Here is a 22,829-nt window from a genome sequence, read left to right as displayed (position 1 = left end):
TCTGAAGCTAATAGAAACTAGATGCTATTAGAAATCGCCAACGGCTTGCTTCAATTTCTTCATCGCATTCTTTTCTAACTGGCGAACACGCTCTGCAGAAATGCTGTAGGTATCCGCTAAGTCTTGCAGGGTTGCTTTGTTGTCGTCTAACCAACGTGAGCGAACAATGTGTTGGCTACGCTCGTCTAAGCTTGCTAGTGCGAGTCCTAGGCGATTATTGGTGTGTGACTCCCAGTTAGCCGCTTCTACCGTTTCAGCAACGTCTGATGCTTTGTCTTCTAGGTAGTAAACTGGAGCTGTGTAAGCAGAACCGCCGTCGTCATCGTCCATAGGCGCTTCAAACGTCGCGTCTTGTGCCGCTAAGCGAGATTCCATTTCACGAACTTCAGAAGGCTCAACGCCCAGTTCACGAGCAACTGTCTCAACTTCACCGTTATTAAACCAACCTAAACGCTTTTTAGACTTACGAAGATTAAAGAACAGTTTACGCTGTGCCTTAGTTGTCGCAATTTTAACGATGCGCCAGTTACGCAGAACGTATTCATGGATTTCAGCTTTGATCCAGTGAACTGCGAAAGAAACCAATCGAACACCAACTTCTGGATTGAAGCGCTTAACAGCCTTCATCAAGCCGATGTTACCTTCTTGGACGAGATCAGCCATTGGCAGCCCGTAGCCAGAGTAGCCTCTTGCGACGTGCACCACGAATCGTAGGTGGGAAAGGATCAAGCCTTTCGCAGCATCGATCTCACCTTTGTAATGTAATCGCTCTGCAAGTCCACGTTCCTCTTCAGGTGTCAGCATTGGGTAGCTGTTCGCTGAGCGGATATAGCTATCTAAACTATCTTGTGTGACTAAAGCCATTTGATACGCTTGGTTTGCCATTCGGTTCCTCATCAATCTCTGATCTGGAGTAATACATCTATTAAAACCCGACAATCTTGAACCTAAAATGAACAGGTTTCAAGGAGGGGGAAGTAATTATGCATAATCAATTCGTCTATACAAGGCAAAAACTGGTTAAGAAGTGCCTATTTTTCGTCTAAATATGACTCTATTCACCTAAACTGGTTCAATTTCTTTTAGGTGACGCTGTGCAGAAAGCTTCGCAGCCACACTACCAAGCAGAGTTCCGACGATCAAAAGCAGTAAAGATTCATCCCAGCTCAGGCCAATTAAGCGGAAGTGGCTGTCATACAACTGAGCCAAGTCATCCACTGCACTGTTCAGTAATACGGTAATTAATGCCGTCATTACCCAAGCGCTAATCGAACCTAATACGCCAAACCACATCCCAGCATAAAGGTATGGTCGAAGAATGTAGCTGTCGGTCGCACCAATCAGCTTCATGGTTTGAATCTCTTCTTTATGCGCCAACACATTAAATCGTAGTGTATTGCCGATAATCAGAAATACCGCGCCCAACATCAATACCGTTAAGGTAATCACGATGACAGCCGCGAGTGCTTTGATCGCATCTAATCGAGCTAACCAATCTTCGTCTAGACGAACATCGGTTACTAATTCTTGTTGTTTAACTGTGCCTGCCAGTTCTTTAATTAAGGTATCGCTGTGTACGCTTGGCGTAATCACCAGCACACCTGGCAGTGAATAATCATCTAGGATAGTTAGGGCGTCTTCAAAACCAGAATACTGGCTGAGGTCTGCAAGCCCTTGCTGCGGAGATATGTACTCCACCAGCTCAACTTGATCCCAACTTTCGATTTCATCCTTGAGCACCATTACTCGTGGCTCAGGAATACCATCCTCTACATAAGCACTTATTTGTGACGGGCTAGTGACATCTTGCGCTACTTCACCCACATTTTTACCCAACAGGTACAAACAAGCTGGCATCGCCAACGCCATAGAGATCACCGCAAGGGTCAGCAAGTTGCCTAACGGGCGCTGCCACATTTGCGAGAACGATGACTTGGCTTGTTTCCAGTGAACAACAAAGAAGCCGTCGCTTGAAGCGCGGTTTGCTGCTCGATTAGATTGAGGTTTTTTGATGCGCTTATTCGCGGCCATAGTCTTCAACCTCACTCAAAAATCCTTGGTTTAATTCAAGATGGCGGTACTGAGGGCGAGTGTTCACTAACCCGATATCGTGCGTCGCTAGGATGATCGTCACACCTGCGCGGTTGAACTCTTCAAATAATCGCAACACACGGTTAGATAATTCAGGGTCTAGGTTACCCGTCGGCTCATCCGCAAGCAGTAGGGTTGGACGGTTCACCACAGCCCGAGCAATGCCCACACGTTGCTGTTCACCACCAGAAAGCTGGCTTGGCAAACAACGGGCTTTATCTAATAGGCCTGTCTTATCCAACGCAGCACTGACTCGGCGTTTTATTTCGTTTTCAGAAATAGATTCAATACGCATAGGCAGAGCGACGTTATCGAAAATCGAACGGTCCATCAGCAGGCGATGGTCTTGAAAAACAATCCCAATATTACGGCGTAAGAAAGGGATGTCTTTGGCTGGGATACGAGTGATATCGTGATCGTTGAACCAGACACGTCCATCGGTTGGACGCTCTATCGCGCAGATCAACTTCAGCAAGGTACTTTTACCAGCCCCAGAGTGCCCACCCAAAAAAGCCATCTCTCCACGTTTCAGGTGAAAGTCCACTTTTTGGAGCGCTTGTCTTCCACCTCGGTAGGCTTTACTCACTTGCTGAAATTTGATCACCGAAAATTCCTCTTACGATCACTAATATCAAATTTAAAAACGGTAGCAGATTAAGGATAAACCACTTTGCTACTCGCGTTACTCTTCGCGGCTAAATAGTGCTTCAATGAAGTCTTTAGATTCAAATGGGCGCAGGTCATCAATACCTTCACCCACACCAATGTAGCGGATTGGAATCTGGAACTGGTCAGCAATTGAGAAAATTACGCCACCTTTCGCCGTACCATCTAACTTAGTCAGTGTAATACCGGTTACTGGAGCCACTTCACTGAATAGTTTCGCTTGGCTGATAGCATTCTGACCCGTACCGGCATCGAGCGTTAGCATGATTTCGTGTGGTGCAGAGTCATCAATCTTCTTCATTACACGAACAATCTTACGCAGCTCTTCCATCAAGTTGCTCTTGTTCTGCAAACGACCCGCTGTATCGGCAATCACAACATCAACGCCACGTGCTTTCGCTGCTTCAATCGCATCGTAGATAACAGACGCACTATCCGCACCTGTGTGCTGAGCGATAACCGGCACATCATTACGCTGACCCCAAACCTGAAGCTGTTCAACGGCTGCAGCACGGAAGGTATCACCCGCCGCTAGCATCACTTTCTTGCCTTCATTTTGGAATTGTTTTGCCAGTTTACCGATCGTAGTTGTCTTACCTACACCGTTCACACCAACCATTAAGATAACGTAAGGTGTTTTAGTGGTATCAACAACCAGTGGCTGTTCTACTTGGCTTAAGATGTCTGCCATCTCTTCTTTGAGCAGACCATAAAGCGCTTCACCGTCTTTTAGGTCATTGCGAGATGCTTTTTCTGTCAGGTTTTCAATGATCTTAACCGTGGTATTCATACCCACATCAGCGATCAGAAGTTGCTCTTCTAGCTCTTCAAACAGATCTTCATCGATTTGCTTGCCTTTGAACAGACCGAAGAAACCGGCGCCGATGTTTGCTTTAGTGCGGCTTAGGCTGCGCTTAAGGCGAGCAAAGAAGCTTTCTGTTGGCTTCTCTTGTACTTCTTCAACCTTAGCTTGAGGAACAACCACTTCTTCCTGTTCTGCTTCTGCTTCTGCTTCTGCTTCTGCTTCTGCTTCTGCTGCGACAGGTTGCTGTTCTTGTTGAGCTTCTTCAAGCGCTTGCTCAGATGCAGTTGGCTTAGCGACTTCAGCTTCAGGCGCGACCTGTTCAGCCTCAACTTGTGATTCAACTTCAGTTTGATCTTCAACGCTTTCTACGTTCGCTTCATTCTGAGTTTTTGGGCTTTGTTCTTCTTCACCAAAACCAAGCCACGATAATAATCCGCGCTTCTTTTTTTCCGTCATCAGAGGAGTTTCCTAGATCTACTAATTAGCTGTATTGACTTAATACACGTCGACTCTTTGCTATTGTTATACAATACAAGCTTGTACAAACGAATAGTAAAGAAAAATGACAAAGCAGTGATAAGTTTGCTTTTAGCTTGATACACTTTGTCATTGCAAATTTATTTAATACACGAACCCACTTAAATTGGGCTCGGTATAGTATCACTTTATTAGCGGTCAAAAAATCTATGGTAAGACGTCGCCAGCAAAACACATCACAAAAAAAGCCATCCGGAGGCTTTGTTCGAATTATTAGTGGCTCATGGAGAGGTAGAAAACTGCCCGTCCATGATTTAGAAGGATTACGCCCAACCATTGACCGAGTAAAAGAGACACTCTTTAACTGGGTGGCTCAAGATATCCCACATTCAACTTGCTTGGATGTATTTGCCGGTTCTGGCGGTTTAGGTTTTGAAGCAGCTTCTCGCCAAGCAAAAATGGTGACGCTGCTCGAAATGAACCAAAAGGCTGCTAAACAACTTTCTGATAACGCGAAAGAGCTCAAAGCAGACAACATCAATGTTGTAAATACTGACGCTATCTCTTTCCTTAAGAAGCCAGGCACCCCTTACGATATGGTTTTCCTTGATCCACCATTTCGTAAAGGCTTATTGGCAGAAACAGTACAACTGCTTGAGAGTAACGGTTGGCTTGCAGACGATGCCATCATTTACGTCGAGACAGAGAAAGAGCTGAAACTCGAAGCTATGCCAGAGAACTGGGAGTTGCATCGCGATAAGACTACCGGACAGTCAAGTTACCGACTGTTCAATCGAATCACTGAAGAATAGGAGTTATTGAATGAAGTTCTTGCTTCCACTAGCAAAAGCAGCCATCGCCTTTGTTTGGTTTATCTTAATCGTAAATATTTTCTACCCGTTCCCGGGTAATGCGGCGATTGCGCTTTATATCATGACAGCGTTCTTGTTCTTCATGCACGGCCTGCAGATGCTGATTTTTATCGGTGCTTTCGGCGACAAGATCGAAATGTCACGTTGGGAGAAGTGGTCAATATTGATTTTCGGTGTCTTTGCCCTACTCGATATCCGACGCAAGCACATGATGTAATCAAGCTTAAGCTCAGATATAAAACGCTTAGCTACAGAAAACATCATGACAGAAACAGTAGAGACAAAAACGCCGCTCATTTGAGCGGCGTTTTTTTATTCAGCGATGATACTGATGTTAACCCATGTAGCCTTTCACACCATCTAGGAACATTTGCGTCGACAGCATAACCAGCAACAAGCCCATCAAGCGTTCGATGGCTTTAAGGCCTCTCTCACCCAACACTCGCAGGAAGAAGCCATTAAACATCAGAATGAAGAAGGTAGCGCCCCAAGCCAACATCACCGCGGCTGAAAGCTCTAACATGTTGTCAGGGTGCTGTGTCGACAACAGAATTAATGCCGCAATCACTGAAGGGCCAGCAATCATTGGGATCGCCATCGGCACAATAAACGGTTCTTCACCCGCCGCGAGGCCAGTAATACTACCCGCACTTGGGAAAATCATCTTAATCGCGATGATGAACAGAATAATACCGCCAGAGATACTCAAGGTTTCAGGCTGCACATGCAGGAAGTTCATAATGCTTTGACCAGCAAACAAGAACAACAGCAGGATAATCAGCGCAAACATCAGTTCACGAACAAGAACAATACGACGACGCTTCGGATCAATATGCTTAAGGATAGAGAGCACGATTGGTAGATTGCCAAGCGGGTCCATAATAAGAAACAGCATGGTTGCTGCAGATAAAATTTCCATAAGTTTGTCTCGAAAAGCGTAAGTGCGCGGAGTATAGCAGCCTCAACATTGATTTTCGAACGCAGTAATAAAAGGATTAACTTATCTAATTAGAAGGGAATTTTGCGAGAGCAAATAGAAAAGTAGAAAGGAGAAAAGTAAAAAGAGAATTTAAAGAGTGAAGCCGAAACATAGCATCCACTCTTCTTAATCTATAAAAGCCAAAAGGCTCTGAAACCAAGTCACTGGGAGTTAGTGGTTACACACACGTTCGCGATTAGTGCAAAGCTTGTCATCAATAACTACGACCTTTTCCATCTTCAGGAAAAACTTCAGCAATCCATCTAAATCCAGGCCGTTCAGCTTACAGGTATGGAAACGAGCTTCTGCGCCATAAGTTTGAGCAAGCTCTTGCGTCAACTCTTCACAAGTCAGTGGCTTTTCACTCAGTAGGTTTAAAACGTTGTGTGCATGAATTTCGGTAGTCATAACTCTATCTCATGTTTAATGAAGTAGACGTAGATTACCTACTTTCATCTTAGCTGCCTTGATGTAGCTCAGAGTTAAGCTAGCTCTACCCTAAATGGTAAGGGAAGCAACAATGAGAGCGTGAGCCAGAAAGTAACTGCCCGTCACCCAAAAGTAGGCACCCTTAATGGGGCTACGATAGAAGTTTAGCGCGTATGCTAATGCAGAAAGCAGCAACACGGCACAACCAGCAAAACCCACCGCATGCGACAGTTGAGGATCAAGCAACCAGAGCTCACCAGAAGCCCATGCAAGCTGAATAAGCACGATACCCATGATAACCACAGGAAAGACGAGTTTGTCTAAGCGAGGCAGAAGTAAGAAGAAAGCAACGACACAAGCCGCTAACAGGAGTGCGAACAACCACCAGACCATTTCTCCTGATAGCTGTAACCAAAATGCTTTGCTGTAACAGAGCTGAGCCAGCAAGAAGCAAACAAAATGCAGAGGACGTTTTTGAGTAACAGTATGTAAGACATCTGCGATCGCAGAAACCGCCAACCCAGCAACGACCCAATAGGTAAAATCAGCAACGACAGATTGAGTTAAAGCAATGGTCGCTAATAATACAAAGGTAAAAACCTTATACGATAAGGCCTGACCGATATGTCCATGCTTCGTTCCTGCTATTGCTCCGATACCAGACAAGGAAACCGCCAACCAACTCCACATACCATTTGCCCTATTGCTTTAAATCGTCGCCAGTCTAGGCACACGAGTGTTGATGTAAAGCCTCAGCCCCTCAAAATTGGATCTTGATTACGCTTCCACTAAAAAGAGTCTCTTTAGATTGAAGTCGTAACAATTACCACAGTGACAATGACTATTCGTTTAAAACTAGAGCAAATCATCATAAAACCTATTCAAACTGGCATTAGAGTCGCCATACTTGAATTTTGGTCAATTCTAACCTATTGGCTCCATAAAAACTGGCCAAATTCCGGCAAATACCACACTTAAAAAATTAAAATCAATACATTTAAAGCAAACAATAACAATAACTTAAACAAACAAACTCAAGCTTAATAGGGAAATAAAAACTCCGACCAACCCTAGACTTGTAAAGTAGCCAGTTTTCTTTTTTAGAACCCAGTTTTGTCAGGTTATTTCAAGCCCCCGGTAAAAACCGCCACAAAAACCAAGTCGAAAACTTAAAAAATCAACCAAAACAAACCTAGCCACCGCCAACCCTTATTAATACAGTTTAACAACCTTTAACAATATAAATTACACAAAACAACCATTGAAAAACAACAGGTTAAACCAAATTAGAACAAACATAAATCACAACGAACAAAATAAGAACACACCATAAAACACAGTTAAATACACTCAAACAAGCAAAAAACTCATAGTTTTCTACTACTTTTAAAGCTTTCGAAAGTAATTATTGATCTAAAGCCATAAGTAGTGCTATTCTTTAAAACATAGCGAGAGACAACCAAATTTAGGAGTAGTGTTATGATTTCATCTTCGCAAAGACAAGGACTTGTAATGATCGCGGTAGTTGTAGGTCTAATGACACTACCGATGATGTACTAAGCAAGTTACAGATAAAAAAAGGGACGCCATGAGCGTCCCTTTTTTTGTTCAATTTTTTCATTTCGAAAACAGATGCAGTGTTAGCGCATCCCAGTTCGCATAATAGAAACCTGCGGCAGCCAAAGTCATTGCCATCATTAGTAAGATCGCAACTCGCCAAATAAAACGACCACTACGTGGAGTCAGCTCCTTCTCACAGTCGTTACACATCATGATGAACTTATGTTGGTCTTCCAACTTAGCCTCATGTTCATTGACTACCTTGTTACGACACGTTGCGATATAACGCAGCTTGCTCACCATATCGTGCGGTAGCCTTTCTTCACAGCTTGTTACAAGCTCATGCAATCCTTCGCCTTCGGCATGATATTGAAGCCTCAATAATTTCTCTATATTGCGAGTTCTTGTCACCACTTTTTCAATATCGGTCATCTTGGCCCTCCCACTCCACACTATAATTCTAGTCGAGCATTTCCCTATTCTTATACAAAATCACTGTTATTTACGAGAGAAAGAGACAATAAATAACAATGCTTTATCCCAAACTGGCCATTAAATGTGATGTCCGCCGAAAAATAATCAGCTTGGCTTACAACAGTTCACGAATAACGGCTTTAAACACATATCCTTATTGCCTGAAAGACTAGAATAACCATCACGACTACATGGAGGTTATATGCCTAATTCACTCTTTTTTGCCATTTTTGCACTCGCTGCTCTAGCGGCTTGGGTATTTATTGGTTTCTATCGAAAACACTCGCAAGGTGAAAATGCGCCAGAGAAGAAAGTGAATGTCACTGTGTTAGACAAACAATCCATCGACCTTCCTGACGCAGAACCTGGCCAAGAAGATCAAGAGTACTGGATTTACGTTCAACGTGGTGTGGTTGGTCCGAAACGCGAATTCCAAGTCGGAATCCACTATTTCCACGCCCTTAACCCCGGCGACAAAGGAACCTTAACCTACCAAGGCGATAAGTTCTTACACTTTGCGTTGAAACGCTAATCGTAAGCCGCTTCAACGATTCATCAAAAAACGACCATCAGCGATAATAACTAATGGCTTTAGTATTAACGACTAAGGCAATAACCAACGCGTTTTCTCAGACTTAGATACCATCCAGCTCATCCAAAGCGCACCTGCGCCACTGATCACAATCCATAATGGGATAACCCACGCAGGGTGTCCCTGGTACCAACCAAACTCTTTCATTGGCCACAAGAAGATAGGATGCAGCAGGTAGATACCTAAACTGTGCTTACTGATAAAGCCAACCACTTGGTTACTTTTCTCAGATAATCCTTCTCCGTAATAACGACACAGCATAAACACCATGCTCGCTGCTAATACCGTATTCAACGTCTTGTAAGATAACCAGCGCCCCACCGTGTACTCTTCTGCTACCAAGCTTGCATCAACTACCATGTAAACCGTGGTTAGTAACGCTAACCCACCCAGTAACACACTCACGCCGACTGTCACCTTGTTAAGTGGCACAATCTTATACAGCAAGTATCCCAATGGTAAGTAACCGGTGTACAGCCACAATTCGTGGCTCCAAGGACCGTCGATTCTCAGTAAGAACAGTAATGTTGTGAGCAGCCATACCGCCGTAAAGGCATAGACCGATCTATCACCGTACTTTCTGACCATGATCTGCAAGAACGGAATCACAAAGTAGAGCGGGATAAAGTAATAGAAGAAACCGAGGTGGTAATAGGTGTAATGATGATAGCTATTGAGCAACACGTCCCAACTGACGTCGGCATCAAAGCCCATCGCAGACCAACCAGATAGGTAGGTATAGAAAAGCGACCAAACGATGAAAGGTATCAATACTTTGCCTAGGCGTCGCTTGAGGTAGTACTTAGCGTCAAACGGGCGCTGATCGCTTAACATCAAAGCACCCGTTATCAATATAAAGACAGGTACAGCCCAGCGGCTGAAGCCATTGACGCTGATTGCTGTTAACCATTCGCCGAAAGGAACGGTTCCTAACTCATTGCGATAAGGCGCCAAAACATGAATCGCGATAACCGCTACGGCCGCGACACATCGTGCTAAATCAAAAAAGAGAATTCGCTGCTTCATGTAAATGCCTGATTAATATTCAATCATTCTACTATAGCAATAAAAAAGCTGACCGGAATAAATACCAAGTCAGCTTAGTGTTAAAGGAGATGCTTATCGCGAATTTAGCTCATGCAGCTGAAGCTTATGCTGCTGAGATTTGCGGTATCCTAGGTAAACGCAGAGAGATCACCGTCGTTATCGCTAAGAATGCGAAGGAAACCCACAAACACGCAGACAAACCTGCCATTTGGAATACCAAGCCCGACAATATCGTGCCAATCAAACGGCCCATCGCATTTGCCATGTAGTAGAAACCGACATCAAGAGAAACGCCATCGCCTTTCGCATAACTCACAATCAAATATGAGTGAAGTGATGAGTTCACCGCAAAGATAGCACCAAACACCATCAAACCACCCACGATAACTAGCTCTGGTTGCCAACCAATCTGTACCGCATAAGCAATGGCAGCGGTCACGATAGCCAACGCACCAGCCCATAACAGCGCGGCATGCCCATCTGGCACCTTACCCTGAGCTTTACCCGTAATCTTCGGCGCTATGCCTTGTACAAAGCCATAAGCGATAGTCCAAGCCGCTAAGAAACCGCCAACCCATGAGTGATCCCAACCAAACACGCTGCCGAGATAAATTGGCAAAGCAATCACAAACCACACATCACGAGCACCAAACAAGAACATGCGAGCTGCAGATAGGATGTTGATGGATTCAGATTTAGAGAAGATCTGTTTGAACTTAGGCTTGGCTTTCGCTTTACCCATGTCCGCTTCTAAGCTCAGCACACTGCCAATGAAGACCAAAGTCAGCACAGCTGCCATCGCAAGCACTGCATATTGGAAGCCAATCGTTGAAAGCAGTAAACCGCCAATAAAGAAGCCTGCACCTTTCAGGGCATTCTTAGAGCCTGTCAGAATTGCAATCCACTTATACAGCGCGCCTTGCTGCTCATCCGGCACTAAGGTCTTAATTGAGCTCTTGGCGCTCATCTTATTGAGGTCTTTAGCGATACCAGACAAGGCCTGCGCCGCCATTACCCAAGGAATAGTCAACATCGCCGTTGGCACCGCGAGCATACCCAAGGCGACAACTTGCATCCCCAAACCAATGTTCATGGTCTTATTGAGGCCAAGACGTGCGCCCAACCAACCACCGATTAGGTTCGTCACCACACCAAAGAATTCATAGAAAAGGAACAGCGAGGCGATCTCTAACGAACTGTAGCCAAGGTCGTAAAAATACAAAACCACCAGCATACGAAGTGCACCATCAGTAATGGTGAAGTTCCAGTAGTTGAAGGTCACCAACATGTATTGGCGAACGCTCTTACTTAGATTTGAAAACATAATGCTATCTCTGCAACCAAAACAAAAAGAGCTTTTGGATCATGATAAGTTCAACACTCCAGATACCAAAAGCTCCCTGTCTAACACTGATGACTATTAGCTATTCGCTACGCCATTAATGTACTCAACCTGGATAGATTTAGTGAAGGCACCTGGACGCAGTGCCTGAACTTCTTGAACGATCTTATCGAGGTCCCAGCCTTTTTCTAAAAGCAGATGAGCTGCGAATAAACCTGTACGGCCAGAACCGCCCATGCAGTGCATCGCTACCTTACCGCCATTATCCACAACTTGATGTAGCTCTGGGCTTGCTGCTTGCCACTTCTGCGCAAAGTCAGCACCCGGTGCACAATCATCTTCGATTTCAATTTGGAACCATTGCATGCCTAGTGCTTGTGCTTTCTCGCCTAGCTCAGAAACATTCTTGCTTGCCAGTTCTTCACTGTCTAAAGCCGTCACAATTGCTTCTGCGCCTTGCGCTTTAAGTTGAGCTAGAGATGCATCTAGGTCTGCGTCTTTAGTGCCTGGGCATGGAGTCAGGATAAGTGCACCTTTCTCAAGGTCTAGTTGCCACGTTGGATGTGTCATTGTGTCTTCCCCAGATTCTTATTTAGAAAGGCCGACAGTACGAACTAACTCAGCCGTACGTGTCGCGTAACCCATTTCGTTATCGTACCAAGCGTAGATCTTAACCATGCGCTTACCCACTAACATAGTTGATAGTGCATCTACGATGGTTGAGCGTTGGTCGCCTTTGTAATCGATAGAAACCAGCGGACGCTCTTCAAAGCCAAGAATGCCTTTCAGTTCGTTCTCAGACGCTTCTTTCAGCATCGCGTTAACTTCTTCTGCTGTTGTATCCTGCTTCACTTCGAAGATGATATCTGTCAGAGACGCGTTCGCTAGTGGTACACGAACCGCGTGGCCGTTAATACGATTTTCAAGCTCAGGGAAGATCTCAACAATCGCTTTAGCGCTGCCCGTTGTTGTCGGGATAAGGCTCATGCCACATGCACGTGCACGACGTAAGTCCTTGTGGGGTGCATCTAGAATAGTTTGCGTGTTGGTTAGATCGTGAATCGTTGTGAATGACGCATTCTCGATACCAAGCTTCTCGTTGATCACTTTAACCACTGGCGCGATACAGTTTGTTGTACAAGACGCTGCGGTTACGATTTTGTGTACTGCTGGGTCGAAGATATTGTCGTTCACACCAACAACAATGTTTGCGATGCCTTCTTCTTTCACTGGCGCCGATACCACAACACGCTTCACGCCCTGCTCTAGGTATTTGTTTAGGAAAGATGTCTTACGGTGAACACCTGTCGCTTCGATAACCACATCACAGCCAGACCAATCGATCGCATCGATGTCGCGCTCTTGTGTGGTCTTGATGCGCTGGCCATTAATGATCATCTCATCGCCTTCTGCAGTTACTTCGTGGTGAAAGCGACCTTGAACTGAATCGAACTCTAGAAGATGTGCTAACGTTGCGGTATCGCCCGCTACATCATTAATTTGTACAAACTCTAGCTCTGCCCAGTCGAATGCTGCGCGAAGTGCTAGACGGCCAATACGACCAAAACCATTAATACCTACTTTAACTGTCATCGTATGCTCTCTCAGCTAGTGGTGAATCTAAAAATATTCAATTAAACGCAACATTGAGGGCGTGAAGTCATTGCTTCTAAGCGCTCAATGTCTTGTTGGTATTCAGTTTTCAAACAGTTCGATGCGATAAGGTCATCAATTAACTTTAGCATCCAACCCGGTAAATCTTGTGACAGGCGGTAAAACACCCACTGCCCTTGGCGAACGTCAGTCAAAATACCGTTTGAGCGCAACTGCGCAAGGTGGCGTGAAACCTTTGGCTGACTTTCTTGTAATGCCTGTGTCAACTCACCAACAGAGAGGCACTCTTGGCGCACAATCATCATTAAGCAACGCACTCGCGTTTCATCAGACAGTAATTTAAAAAATTGGTGAGGAAGCATAACTACATACTCATATATGGATATGCGTATATATTAGTTATAAAAAAACGCACGTCAAGGCGTGCGTTTCAATTGTCATAAAAGTTTAACGAATAAACATCAGAGCTTGTTGGTCACGGTATGACTCCAGCGGCGAGCTTCAGTAAGCTCCGTTTTGACCTGATCCACGCTTAACCCTAAATCAGCGCAGTGCTCATCAATCTGTTGCCAATCGGCATGTTCAAAGCTCTCTTCAAGCGCAAGTAAGGTACCGTATGGCCCTTCTCTACGAAGCAGAGCCACCTTGATACTTTTACACAAAGGCAGTTGCTCAACTAAATTCTCTAACGATAGGTCGAGCAATGCATCCAGCAACGAGAACAAACCGATCATAAAGGCTTGCTCAGTGTGCCCTTCAAACGCTTGGTAACGAGACATACGCTGACAAAATTGCGCTCGCTGTAAAGACAAGCCATACAACTCTTTCGGCTTTTTATCAGAAACATAAGACGCTACCGCCAGCGAAACAAACATTTTCAGCTTCTCTTGCCCCAAGTAAACCAAGGCCTGACGGAATGACGAAATAGTTACCTCAAGACGAGGCGACATGGTGTTTACAAAGCGCAGTAGCTTATAAGACAAAGCGACATCCTTTGCGACGATGCTCTCGACACGCTGAAAGTCGACATCCGGCTTGCACACTTCTTGGAACAGCTCCATGGCAATCACTTGTTCAGGGCTGATGTACTTGGTCTTGATGATTTCCGGTTTGCTAAAGAAGTAGCCTTGGAAGAACTTAAAACCCGCCTCTTTCGCTTGCTGGAATTCTTGTTCGTTTTCGACTCGTTCAGCAAGAAAGCTAAATTTCTTCCCTTGATGCGCCCTAACCAAATCACACGCCTCGTCTAAGCCCATCTGCATGATGTCGAGCTTAACAATATGCGTATATCTGAGGAAACGTTCCCATTCTGGCGTCGAAGTAAAATCATCTAGGGCGATCATGTAGCCCGCTTGGTAGAGCTCTTTAACGGCTTCTAATAACTCGTCGGTCGGTTGGCAGGTTTCAAGGATCTCAACCACCACCTTGTCTTTCGGCAAGCTCAGTGGCAGCCGACGAATCAAGCTTTGATACGGGAAGTTAATAAAACAACGTGAAGATGGGATCGACGGATTAAGCCCAACCGACAAGAAATTCTCAACAATCAGACGATACGTTGCTCGATTAGACTCTATATGCGCTGGATAGGCATTCCTTTCTCCGTCACGAAACAGCAGCTCATAACCAAGCGTGTTCTTGTTTCGGTTTAAGATAGGTTGTCGAGCAACGTAGGTAGCGGTCATTTCTTGATAACTCTAATTGGTTTAACTATAACTCTATTGCTTTCACTAGGCTTTAGCGGCAGCCAGCAATGCGCCGCAGCCCATGAACATACCACCAAAGATTTTATTTATCTTACCCATTATGCGATCTGAACGAATAAAACGTCCCATTTGTGACGCTAATGAGGTGTAACCCAACATAACAACGCTATCAATGAATACCGTCGTCACACCTAGCACTAATAACTGTGGTGCTTGCGGTTGTGTTGGATCGATAAATTGAGGGAACAGAGCCACCAAAAACACGATAGATTTAGGGTTGGTAAGGTTAATCAGCACCGCATTTCTTAGCAGCTTGCCACTCGATAACGTTGAGCTTTCTTCAGAAGCCATTAAGCTAGAGTTGTCGCGCCACTTTTGGATACCCAACCAAAGAAGATACACCACCCCCACCCATTTGATGATGGTGAACGCCAATGCAGATTGAGCGACTAATGCACCAATACCCGCTCCCACCAGCATGATGTGAAATGCAAGGCCAAGCTGTAAGCCTGCGATCGACGCGAGTGACTTCTTAGTGCCATAACTTAGCCCATTACTGATTGAGTTAACGGTACCTGAGCCCGGAGCCAAACTGAACAAAATCGCCGTGACGACATAAGCAAGCCAAACATGAGTATCCATTTGCATTTCCTTACTAGTTCTTTAATCTAACAACATTAGTAGCGATAAAGCTCTCACATGCACCAGTTCAGGTAATTTCCCATGGAAAACCACAGCGCCGCCCCGTTTTCGTACACGCAAGAACCTCAATTCGAGCAAGCGATTAAACACCCGATCCCCACCCTTTGGCAACAACGAAAAGATGGGTATGTAACATCATCCGGTAAAAAGAGGCTGTACTGGTGTAGCCTTACTTCAGAGGCGCATACCAAGGCGATTGTTATTTCAAATGGCCGTATCGAGTGCTGCCAAAAATACCAAGAACTCTTTTATGATTTCTATCAACAAGGCTATGACGTTTATTCATTTGACCACCAAGGTCAAGGCCAGTCTGAACGTATGGTAACAGACTCTGACATCGGTCACATTCATGAGTTTGATGATTATGCATCTGACATGTCTGACGTCATTGCCAGTTTTGATCTCAGTAAGTATTCCAATCGCTATCTGCTCGCGCATTCAATGGGCAGTACCATCGCGACTCGCTACCTACAAACTCATCCAGACCATCCGTTTGATAAGGTCACTCTGTGTGCGCCGATGTTTGGCATCAACACTGAATGGTACCTAAAACCTATCGCGATGATTGTTGGACAAGTGCTTACCGCATATCACGCCAAGCCAGTTTACGCGCCGGGGCAGCAAGCGTATTACTCGAAGCCTTTCGAAAACAACTTACTGAGCCACAGCAAGGTTCGCTATCAGTGGTTCCGTCGCTTATATGACGAGTCACCCTCTTTGCAGGTGGGTGGGCCAAGTACGCGCTGGGTATGGCAAGGATTAATGGCAGCCAAGCAAGCGATTCAACAAACTCGCCAAATCAAAATCCCTCTACTATTGATTCAAGCTGGGGAAGAGAAGATTGTCAGTAACGATGCTCAAGTGAAGTTCATCAATAAGCTGAAGAAAACCAACTCGGATTGCCAATTTAAGGTCATCGAAGGTTCTAGACATGAGGTGTTGTTTGAGAAAGATGAGTATCGTAATCCAACATTGGGGGCTATTACTCAGTTTTTTGCTTAGCGTTAGCGTGACAACAAGAAAAGTAACGGACAGCAGAGAGAGTCGCTAAAGAGGAAGAGAAGTAAGTGAGCTTTGCCCTCTTTTCTTGCATGAATTTGGCATACAATTTCTACCTAGAGATATTGTAGTTAAAACGATTCTAGCGTTGGCTAGCGTCAATATTGATTCAGCATTTTGCAATGAGGGTTAAATGAGTATTCCTGCACTTAAAGATTCCGTGAAAATTGTCGCTTCTGATTTAGATGGTACGCTTTTGGCTCCCAACCATCAGCTAAGCGACTTTACCAAGTTGACGCTAAAGAAATTACACGACCAAGGTTATACCTTCATCTTCGCTACGGGTCGTCACCACGTCGATGTGGCGGGTATTCGTCAGATTGCAGGCATTCCGGCGTACATGATCACATCAAACGGTGCACGTGTGCATGACCAGAACGATCAATTGATGTATAGCCAGAACGTACCTCAGGAACTCGTTCAGCCTGTTATTGATATCGTTCGCCAAGATCCAAACCTCTTTATTCACATGTACCAGAATGAAGATTGGCTACTAGACCGTGAAGATGAAATGCTGGCTAAGTTCCACAGTGAATCTGGCTTTAGTTACAAACGCTTTGAAGCTGACAACGCACCAAGCGAAGGCATCGCGAAAGTCTTCTTCACACACCCAGATCAGGATCACGAATATCTCGTCACGTTTGAACAAAAGCTAAGAGATGCTTTTGGCGACAAACTGAACATCGCCTTCTCTACACCTTGGTGCTTAGAAGTGATGGCTGCTGAAGTATCTAAAGGCCACGCCTTAGACGCTGTTGCGAAATCATTGAACCTGACACTGGATAACTGTGTTGCCTTTGGTGATGGTATGAACGACGCTGAAATGCTGGCGATGGCGGGCAAAGGCCTAATCATGGGCACATCACATGAAAAAGTGATGAAAGCTCTGCCAGACAATGAAGTGATTGGCAGCAACGCAGATGATGCCGTTGCTCACTACTTAGAAAAGAACCTACTCTAAGCAGTCCCAATAAAACATAAAGGCAGCCAACTGGCTGCCTTTTTTGAACCTTACATAAAAAGCTCTCTCTAACGCTATCGAGAACCTAGCACTTCTTTGCTTAAGATGGCCTGCCACTCTTGTTCGGTAACCGGCATGATAGATAAGCGATTACCGCGCTTCACCAATGGCATCTCTGATAGTTCAGGCATAGCTTTAAGCGTTGCCAAGGGAATCAAGCGCTCAGTCACTCGCACAAACTCGACATCAACTATTATCCAACGTGGATTATCGGGTGAAGACTTAGGATCGTAGTAATCACTCTCAGGATCGAATTGAAAGTGGTCTGGGTAGGCTTCTCTGGTTACTTTAGCGATCCCCGCTACGCCAACTTTTTTACATGATGAGTGGTATATCATCACCAGATCGCCAAGCTTGACGTCATCACGCATCATGTTTCGAGCCTGATAGTTGCGTACACCCTCCCAACAAGAGGTTTTTTGTACTCTCAGAGTCTGAATAGAAAAGGTGTCGGGTTCTGTTTTAAATAACCAATATGCCATAATAAATCCAATTAACGGTTGCTTCGAGGAAGATATAACATGAAGGTAATGAAAAACCCAGTGACATGGTTAGTCGCATTCGCGCTACAAGGTTGTGTAACGGCGCCAGATACGCCGCAACAACCTGAAGTTCCACCAGCAACCTTGGACGAGCCACTGAGCATTCAACCGCAAACCTTCATCATGCGTGGTCAGGTTGTGGTTGGCCATGAGAGCCGAACCTTTACCCCTTGCGGTAGCCAGCAACAATACTGGTTAGACTTATCGCCTGAGCTAGCACTCGAGGCTCAAGGCTTAGCGACCAGACCTTATCAAGCCTTGTATGGTGAGCTCATCGGTCACCTAACGGTACCAAGCCAAACTGGATACAATGCCGACTTCACCGCACGCTTCGTGGTTGACCAAGTCAATATCCTCACTGCAGAGAACCCTGATCGTTGTGACCAACCTTTGCGCTCTACTCGTGTGTTCGGCAATGAACCATTCTGGTCAGCGACTTTTGATAAAGATCAGCTGAAATACACCAAGATGGGCGAACAGCCACAGATCCTCAGCATTGAATCCAGCTGCACCACTCCAAGCACTCGTGACTACCAACTAGAAGGTCAATCAGCGCAAGGCGAACTCAACCTGATCAAAGAAAGCTGTAGCGACGGCATGAGCGACTCTATCTATGGCTGGGAAGCCAAGCTCAACTTCAACGACAGCAACTACAATGGCTGTGCGACGCTCTCTAACCAAGATCCAACGCTGGACTGGAGCGGACTCTACTTCGCTAGCTCAACGCAAAACTCAGGGTTCTCTATCAACCTTGAACTCAACGATGACCACAGTGCTATCACGACTTATTCATACAGCAATGGAGACCCTTCTATTGTTGAGCAAGGCTTCTGGCAACAACTGAACCAAAATCAGGTACAAGTGGTGATGACTCGCCATCAGCAACAGTATTTGATCTCCGAGCGTATCTTCACACTCGATAATGGCAAGCTGGTCGCTGAAAAAGAGAAAGTGGGCAACGTGGTCTATCCGATTGCCAATGGCGGTCTGGTGCTATTCGAAGCTAAGAGTGCGCAAGCGCAAGTAAACACCATCACTAACGTTGATCTAAACGCAAAGCAGGTGAACTCCAGCGATCAACTTGATCCAAAAGTTGACCAAGCGATCCGCGAATATTTTAAGATCAACAACAGCTCACCTGATGATACTAAGTATCGCTGGCTCACCTACGACCTCAATGGTGACGGCAAAGAAGAGTTGTTTGCCCAACTCGATTGGTGTGGTTCTGGTGGCTGTACACTGCTGATTTTCGAAAACCATCAAGATAACTGGCGCTTCAATAGCCGAGTGACACTGGTTAAGGGCGACATACGCTTAGGTAAATCGCAAAACCACGGCTGGCAGGATCTGATCTTCAACGTCAGTGGCGGCGGTGCAACAGCTGCGAAACACACACTTTCATACTCTGGTGTCAGCTATCCGCTAAACCCAAGTGTCGCTCCAGTTGCAGATGATGCTGATATCAGCGACGTGGTGTTGTTTGCTGATGGTATCTCACCCGCACAAAGTGGAGTGAAGCTGTAAACATGAGTAACCAACAAGCTTGCCCTGGTTGTGGCTTCACTCACCAATGTATTTGTCACCTTATACCTAGTGTCGAAAGCCAAATCGATCTGGTACTGCTCACTCATGAGAATGAACTATCGCGCGATACCAATACCGGAAAGCTGCTTCAGCAATCCCTTGATCAGTGTCGGTCCCTTGTATGGCAAAGGAAAACACCACCAGCTGAGCTAATCGCACTGCTTGAAGATAAAACTCGACAACCGTTTCTGTTATTCCCAAATGATCAAAGTATCGAGTGTCAGCAAGCCGTAGTGACCCAAGCCCAGAGTCATAAGCCGTTATTCATCATCTTGGATGGCACATGGCAAGAAGCGAAGAAGATGCTTAACAAGAGCTCGTGGTTACAAGCTGTTCCGCAAGTTCACCTCGACATTACCAGCGAATCTTCATACACCTTGCGCCGCAATCAAGACAGCGGCCACTTGTGTACTTGTGAAGTGGGTATTGAGTTACTCAAATCTTTAGGTGAAAGTGAACCTGCCAAGCTCATTGATGACTACTACCAACATTATCTAAAAGTCTTCCACGCCGACAAGTGTGGCCACGCCCTCAAATAGACTAAGTAGGCGCGTAGGAAGGCAATAAACACATTTCAGGACGAGACAAGTACTGAAAACAGAAAGGGTGAGCCATAAGCTCACCCTTTTTACATCGCACTTTAGTTATTGAGCCAACCAGTGTTTCACGTGAAACGCTCGCTCCATCAAAACAAACGCTGAGGTTGACCAAAGTAATAGCCTTGCAGGTAATCGACACCCATGTCTTCGGCAATACGACACACCTGCTCATTATGAACGAACTCAGCCACCGTCTTAGCATTCAGAATCTGACATAAGCTCACTAACTGCTGAGCGATCTTGCGTTGCTTTTTATCTTTATCGATATTGCGAATCAAACTGCCATCAAGCTTTATCACTTGTGGTTCTAACTTCAATATTTCATCAATATTCGAATAGCCCGAACCAAAGTCATCGACAATAATATTCACACCAAGATCGCGGAAGTGATTACACACTTCAATCAAACGACCGTAATCCTGAATTTGTTCCGTTTCTAACACCTCTAAGCCAATACGCTGTGGGTGACTGATTTTCTTGATCGCTTGCTCAAGATGAAGAATGGTTTTCTCATTGCTGAAATCTTGTGGCGCTAAATTAATTGAGAACGAATCGGTTCGCTGACTCATAAAATCAAAGGTGCGCGTTATCATCTGCCGACTGAGGCGTGTATAGAGGTGGGTTCCTTCAATGATTGGCAAGAACTTACCCGGCGCAATCAACTGACCGTCCTCTTCAATTCGAACCAAACACTCGTAGCTCTCTACTTGATGACTGTGTGCCGATAATATGGGCTGAGAACACGCCACAATATTCTGATTGAGCACTGCACGACTCACGCACGACAACCAACCAAGTTGTTCTTGGCGATGCTTCTCCAATTGAATGAGCGTCTTGGCGCTCACTAAGTGTTTGTTCTGGCTGACTGCGCTGCGCCTCGCATCAATTGCCTTCAACAATAAGTCATCAATAGAGGTAGTAGGAAAATCTCGACGGCTGGCTATACCCGCACAGATAGACACCGACAAGTAATCAATGTCGGGTAAACCGGTCGGCTCGAAATTTACATGCTCGGTTTGATCGGCAAATTCCGAAAATCGCTGATGAATATGTTCTTGGCTCGCCCAGCTATCAAACACCACCGCCCACTCACCAATACCGATACTGTAAAGCTGACAACCCTCATCAAAGAACTGCCACAGCGCCTTTTGAAAGTACTCACTCAAATCATGCAGAAGCTTGTCACCCACTCGATAGCCGTACTTCTCATTGATCTGACCAAAGGTCGTGACCTTCAAAGCTAACAAATGGCTGTCACTGCTCATCTTCGACAGCTTCTCACGCAACACACTTCGATTGGGCAAGCCAGTACGGTGATCAATTCGGTAGCTCGCCGTCAATGCAGTAGCTTGCTGCTGAATCTTACTCGCCATGCTGTTGTTCATTTCATCGACATCAAGCAGTGCATTTCGGATCAATGAAAACAGAGGGGATATGTTAGTCGCGGGTTGTGTCTCTAACGGCAATACCGCCTTACCCTCGCCCTCTCTAAGCGTGAGGTAAGTGAGGCTATGGTGCAAGATTCGCTGTTGGCTATTCTCTTGATAAAGTTCTCCCATGCAGTAAACGCCATAGCTGTCGGCCAATTTTTGAAAAACCTCAACCTCTTGGTTGCCATCGATAAAGTCGATGCGAGAGGTGCAGTTGTAAATAAAGAACTGTTCTGGTCTATGAGAGGCGATCTGTTGCACGCCCAGTCGTATCTGCTCTAAGGTCAGTGATGGATGGTCATAACAAAACCGGACCTCATCGCCCACTTGAAACTGGCCACTGAATTCTATCTCTCCACTTTCCGCTACCTTGAGCGGTAAGTGAATGTTTTGCTCTTTCGGCTCACCGACCATCAACGGAAAGTTATGCAGTTGTTCCAAAGGCACTTCGAGACCATCAGCGAGGTAACGATTATAGAGTTCGCGAACAGGCATGCCATCCAACTCCAGCAACCGGTTATCTTGAGCACCTGTTACTCGGAAAGTCCGGCCAATAGGGTTCCACTCAGTGAAGTAACCCTTTGTGATTGCGAGCTCAACACTGTGCAGCGCAAGCATCACATAGGCATTTTCATAGCAAATGCCGTCTAACATCACCCATCGCCCATTATCTGTGATGGTCGATGCACCGCCACAGATAGGTAATGAATACCTCGACTGCTCAAATGCTGAAAATAGATCTCGGTTATTTATCTGCAAGCGGTCTGCGAAACAAATGATGCTTTGAGTATTATCATTGCACTCAAGCTGTTGCCACATAGCGTGGCTATCAGACAATGGTTGTTCGCTATATTCGACAACACCACAGGAGTAAGACGTCGTGTCAAAGCGGGTAACAATCAGATAAAGACCTTGGTGTAGGATGACACCTTGGCTAATGTAATGGTTAGCGCTGCAACCAATCAGTTTGGCATTGGGGAATGTCGATTGAATCACTTGGCAGGCAGCCAAAACAGAACCTTTCTCGAAAGACGAAAACACCTGAATCAGTAGGCTTTCATGTTGATGAAAATCTATCTTTTCCAATTCAAGTTGGGTTTGCTCAATGTCTTGTATCAGGAGAGAAGTCGACTGCATATTCACATTAATCGTTACGTTAATGATCTGTTATTGTGCTTATTATAGATAAGGCTTGCACGGAATACTTACGATCGTGCTATGAATAATGTGACCTTAGTAAG

General features: G+C 45.3%; 24 protein-coding genes. 7 read left to right on the top strand and 17 right to left on the bottom strand.

Features of this window, described 5'->3' with window-relative positions:
- Positions 1 to 27 precede the first annotated feature (27 nt).
- The 4 genes from rpoH to ftsY all read right to left on the bottom strand — a co-directional run bounded on the left by rpoH (position 28) and on the right by ftsY (position 4,018).
- Entirely contained in the window at positions 28 to 885 is an 858-nt protein-coding gene (gene rpoH, locus CWO27_RS21640; protein ID WP_017055518.1) for an RNA polymerase sigma factor RpoH, read from the bottom strand.
- A gap of 177 nt (positions 886 to 1,062) precedes the next feature.
- Positions 1,063 to 2,031 (bottom strand): permease-like cell division protein FtsX, encoded by a 969-nt coding sequence (gene ftsX / locus CWO27_RS21635; RefSeq protein WP_017061038.1) that lies wholly within the window; start codon positions 2,029 to 2,031, stop codon positions 1,063 to 1,065.
- Positions 2,018 to 2,695 (bottom strand): cell division ATP-binding protein FtsE, encoded by a 678-nt coding sequence (ftsE, locus tag CWO27_RS21630; RefSeq protein ID WP_004736585.1) that lies wholly within the window; start codon positions 2,693 to 2,695, stop codon positions 2,018 to 2,020. The genes ftsX and ftsE overlap by 14 nt, the downstream gene beginning before the upstream one ends.
- A 78-nt stretch (positions 2,696 to 2,773) precedes the next feature.
- On the bottom strand, positions 2,774 to 4,018 hold the full coding sequence (gene ftsY / locus CWO27_RS21625; RefSeq protein WP_107899488.1) for a signal recognition particle-docking protein FtsY: 1,245 nt from the start codon (positions 4,016 to 4,018) through the stop codon (positions 2,774 to 2,776).
- Positions 4,019 to 4,248: 230 nt separating this feature from the next.
- Here ftsY and rsmD point away from each other — a divergent pair, with 230 nt between their 5' ends.
- Complete coding sequence (rsmD, locus tag CWO27_RS21620; protein WP_048658879.1) at positions 4,249 to 4,851, top strand: 16S rRNA (guanine(966)-N(2))-methyltransferase RsmD; 603 nt, start codon at positions 4,249 to 4,251, stop codon at positions 4,849 to 4,851.
- Between the two features lie 10 nt (positions 4,852 to 4,861).
- Positions 4,862 to 5,128: a DUF1145 domain-containing protein gene (locus CWO27_RS21615; protein ID WP_016784000.1), complete on the top strand. Its 267-nt coding sequence runs from the start codon at positions 4,862 to 4,864 to the stop codon at positions 5,126 to 5,128.
- A 117-nt stretch (positions 5,129 to 5,245) separates the two neighbouring features.
- Here the strand turns inward: CWO27_RS21615 and CWO27_RS21610 are convergent, their stop codons facing one another.
- The 4 genes from CWO27_RS21610 to CWO27_RS21590 form a co-directional block, all read right to left on the bottom strand.
- Entirely contained in the window at positions 5,246 to 5,830 is a 585-nt protein-coding gene (locus CWO27_RS21610; RefSeq protein ID WP_048658880.1) for a YhgN family NAAT transporter, read from the bottom strand.
- Between the two features lie 231 nt (positions 5,831 to 6,061).
- Positions 6,062 to 6,298, bottom strand: a complete 237-nt coding sequence (locus CWO27_RS21605) for a YecH family metal-binding protein (RefSeq protein WP_102432594.1) — start codon at positions 6,296 to 6,298, stop codon at positions 6,062 to 6,064.
- 90 nt (positions 6,299 to 6,388) lie between these two features.
- Positions 6,389 to 7,009 (bottom strand): lysoplasmalogenase, encoded by a 621-nt coding sequence (locus CWO27_RS21600; RefSeq protein ID WP_048658881.1) that lies wholly within the window; start codon positions 7,007 to 7,009, stop codon positions 6,389 to 6,391.
- 927 nt (positions 7,010 to 7,936) lie between these two features.
- Positions 7,937 to 8,311, bottom strand: coding sequence for a DUF4145 domain-containing protein (locus CWO27_RS21590; RefSeq protein WP_107899487.1), 375 nt, complete (start codon positions 8,309 to 8,311; stop codon positions 7,937 to 7,939).
- A gap of 244 nt (positions 8,312 to 8,555) precedes the next feature.
- Here CWO27_RS21590 and CWO27_RS21585 point away from each other — a divergent pair, with 244 nt between their 5' ends.
- Positions 8,556 to 8,885, top strand: coding sequence for a DUF2500 domain-containing protein (locus tag CWO27_RS21585; protein ID WP_017061032.1), 330 nt, complete (start codon positions 8,556 to 8,558; stop codon positions 8,883 to 8,885).
- Between the two features lie 72 nt (positions 8,886 to 8,957).
- Here the strand turns inward: CWO27_RS21585 and CWO27_RS21580 are convergent, their stop codons facing one another.
- The 7 genes from CWO27_RS21580 to rhtB all read right to left on the bottom strand — a co-directional run bounded on the left by CWO27_RS21580 (position 8,958) and on the right by rhtB (position 15,293).
- Positions 8,958 to 9,971, bottom strand: a complete 1,014-nt coding sequence (locus CWO27_RS21580) for an acyltransferase (protein ID WP_102478821.1) — start codon at positions 9,969 to 9,971, stop codon at positions 8,958 to 8,960.
- A 124-nt stretch (positions 9,972 to 10,095) separates the two neighbouring features.
- On the bottom strand, positions 10,096 to 11,316 hold the full coding sequence (gene arsJ / locus CWO27_RS21575; protein WP_102478822.1) for an organoarsenical effux MFS transporter ArsJ: 1,221 nt from the start codon (positions 11,314 to 11,316) through the stop codon (positions 10,096 to 10,098).
- A 96-nt stretch (positions 11,317 to 11,412) separates the two neighbouring features.
- The gene (locus CWO27_RS21570; RefSeq protein ID WP_048658884.1) at positions 11,413 to 11,904 is read right to left on the bottom strand and encodes a cyclin-dependent kinase inhibitor 3 family protein; all 492 of its coding nucleotides are present in this window, start codon (positions 11,902 to 11,904) and stop codon (positions 11,413 to 11,415) included.
- 18 nt (positions 11,905 to 11,922) lie between these two features.
- Entirely contained in the window at positions 11,923 to 12,927 is a 1,005-nt protein-coding gene (locus CWO27_RS21565) for an ArsJ-associated glyceraldehyde-3-phosphate dehydrogenase (RefSeq protein ID WP_107899486.1), read from the bottom strand.
- Between the two features lie 41 nt (positions 12,928 to 12,968).
- A complete protein-coding gene (locus CWO27_RS21560) occupies positions 12,969 to 13,310 on the bottom strand; it encodes an ArsR/SmtB family transcription factor (RefSeq protein ID WP_048658886.1) in 342 nt (113 codons plus the stop codon).
- A 99-nt stretch (positions 13,311 to 13,409) separates the two neighbouring features.
- Positions 13,410 to 14,630: an EAL and HDOD domain-containing protein gene (locus CWO27_RS21555; protein WP_055318280.1), complete on the bottom strand. Its 1,221-nt coding sequence runs from the start codon at positions 14,628 to 14,630 to the stop codon at positions 13,410 to 13,412.
- A gap of 45 nt (positions 14,631 to 14,675) precedes the next feature.
- Positions 14,676 to 15,293: a homoserine/homoserine lactone efflux protein gene (gene rhtB, locus CWO27_RS21550; protein ID WP_048662872.1), complete on the bottom strand. Its 618-nt coding sequence runs from the start codon at positions 15,291 to 15,293 to the stop codon at positions 14,676 to 14,678.
- A gap of 81 nt (positions 15,294 to 15,374) precedes the next feature.
- Here rhtB and CWO27_RS21545 point away from each other — a divergent pair, with 81 nt between their 5' ends.
- Together CWO27_RS21545 and CWO27_RS21540 are read left to right on the top strand one after the other, a co-directional pair.
- Positions 15,375 to 16,355 (top strand): alpha/beta fold hydrolase, encoded by a 981-nt coding sequence (locus CWO27_RS21545; protein WP_048662871.1) that lies wholly within the window; start codon positions 15,375 to 15,377, stop codon positions 16,353 to 16,355.
- 190 nt (positions 16,356 to 16,545) lie between these two features.
- Positions 16,546 to 17,373 carry a Cof-type HAD-IIB family hydrolase gene (locus CWO27_RS21540; protein ID WP_102432589.1) on the top strand — a complete coding sequence of 276 codons (828 nt, stop codon included), beginning with the start codon at positions 16,546 to 16,548 and terminating at the stop codon, positions 17,371 to 17,373.
- 74 nt (positions 17,374 to 17,447) lie between these two features.
- On the opposite strand, the gene CWO27_RS21535 is transcribed toward CWO27_RS21540, so the two are convergent.
- Positions 17,448 to 17,915 (bottom strand): EVE domain-containing protein, encoded by a 468-nt coding sequence (locus CWO27_RS21535; RefSeq protein WP_107899485.1) that lies wholly within the window; start codon positions 17,913 to 17,915, stop codon positions 17,448 to 17,450.
- A 39-nt stretch (positions 17,916 to 17,954) separates the two neighbouring features.
- Between CWO27_RS21535 and CWO27_RS21530 the strand changes: the two genes are divergently transcribed.
- Entirely contained in the window at positions 17,955 to 19,499 is a 1,545-nt protein-coding gene (locus CWO27_RS21530) for a COG3650 family protein (protein ID WP_107899484.1), read from the top strand.
- A gap of 2 nt (positions 19,500 to 19,501) precedes the next feature.
- On the top strand, positions 19,502 to 20,098 hold the full coding sequence (locus CWO27_RS21525; protein WP_102432587.1) for a tRNA-uridine aminocarboxypropyltransferase: 597 nt from the start codon (positions 19,502 to 19,504) through the stop codon (positions 20,096 to 20,098).
- Between the two features lie 146 nt (positions 20,099 to 20,244).
- Here the strand turns inward: CWO27_RS21525 and CWO27_RS21520 are convergent, their stop codons facing one another.
- Positions 20,245 to 22,725, bottom strand: coding sequence for a bifunctional diguanylate cyclase/phosphodiesterase (locus tag CWO27_RS21520; protein WP_107899483.1), 2,481 nt, complete (start codon positions 22,723 to 22,725; stop codon positions 20,245 to 20,247).
- Positions 22,726 to 22,829 lie beyond the last annotated feature (104 nt).

Origin of the sequence: Vibrio sp. 10N.286.51.C3 (assembly GCF_003050065.1) — a bacterium.
Classification (GTDB): Bacteria; Pseudomonadota; Gammaproteobacteria; order Enterobacterales; family Vibrionaceae; genus Vibrio; species Vibrio crassostreae.
Note: the sequence above shows the minus strand (reverse complement) of the source record. Positions and strands in the feature narration are given on the sequence as shown.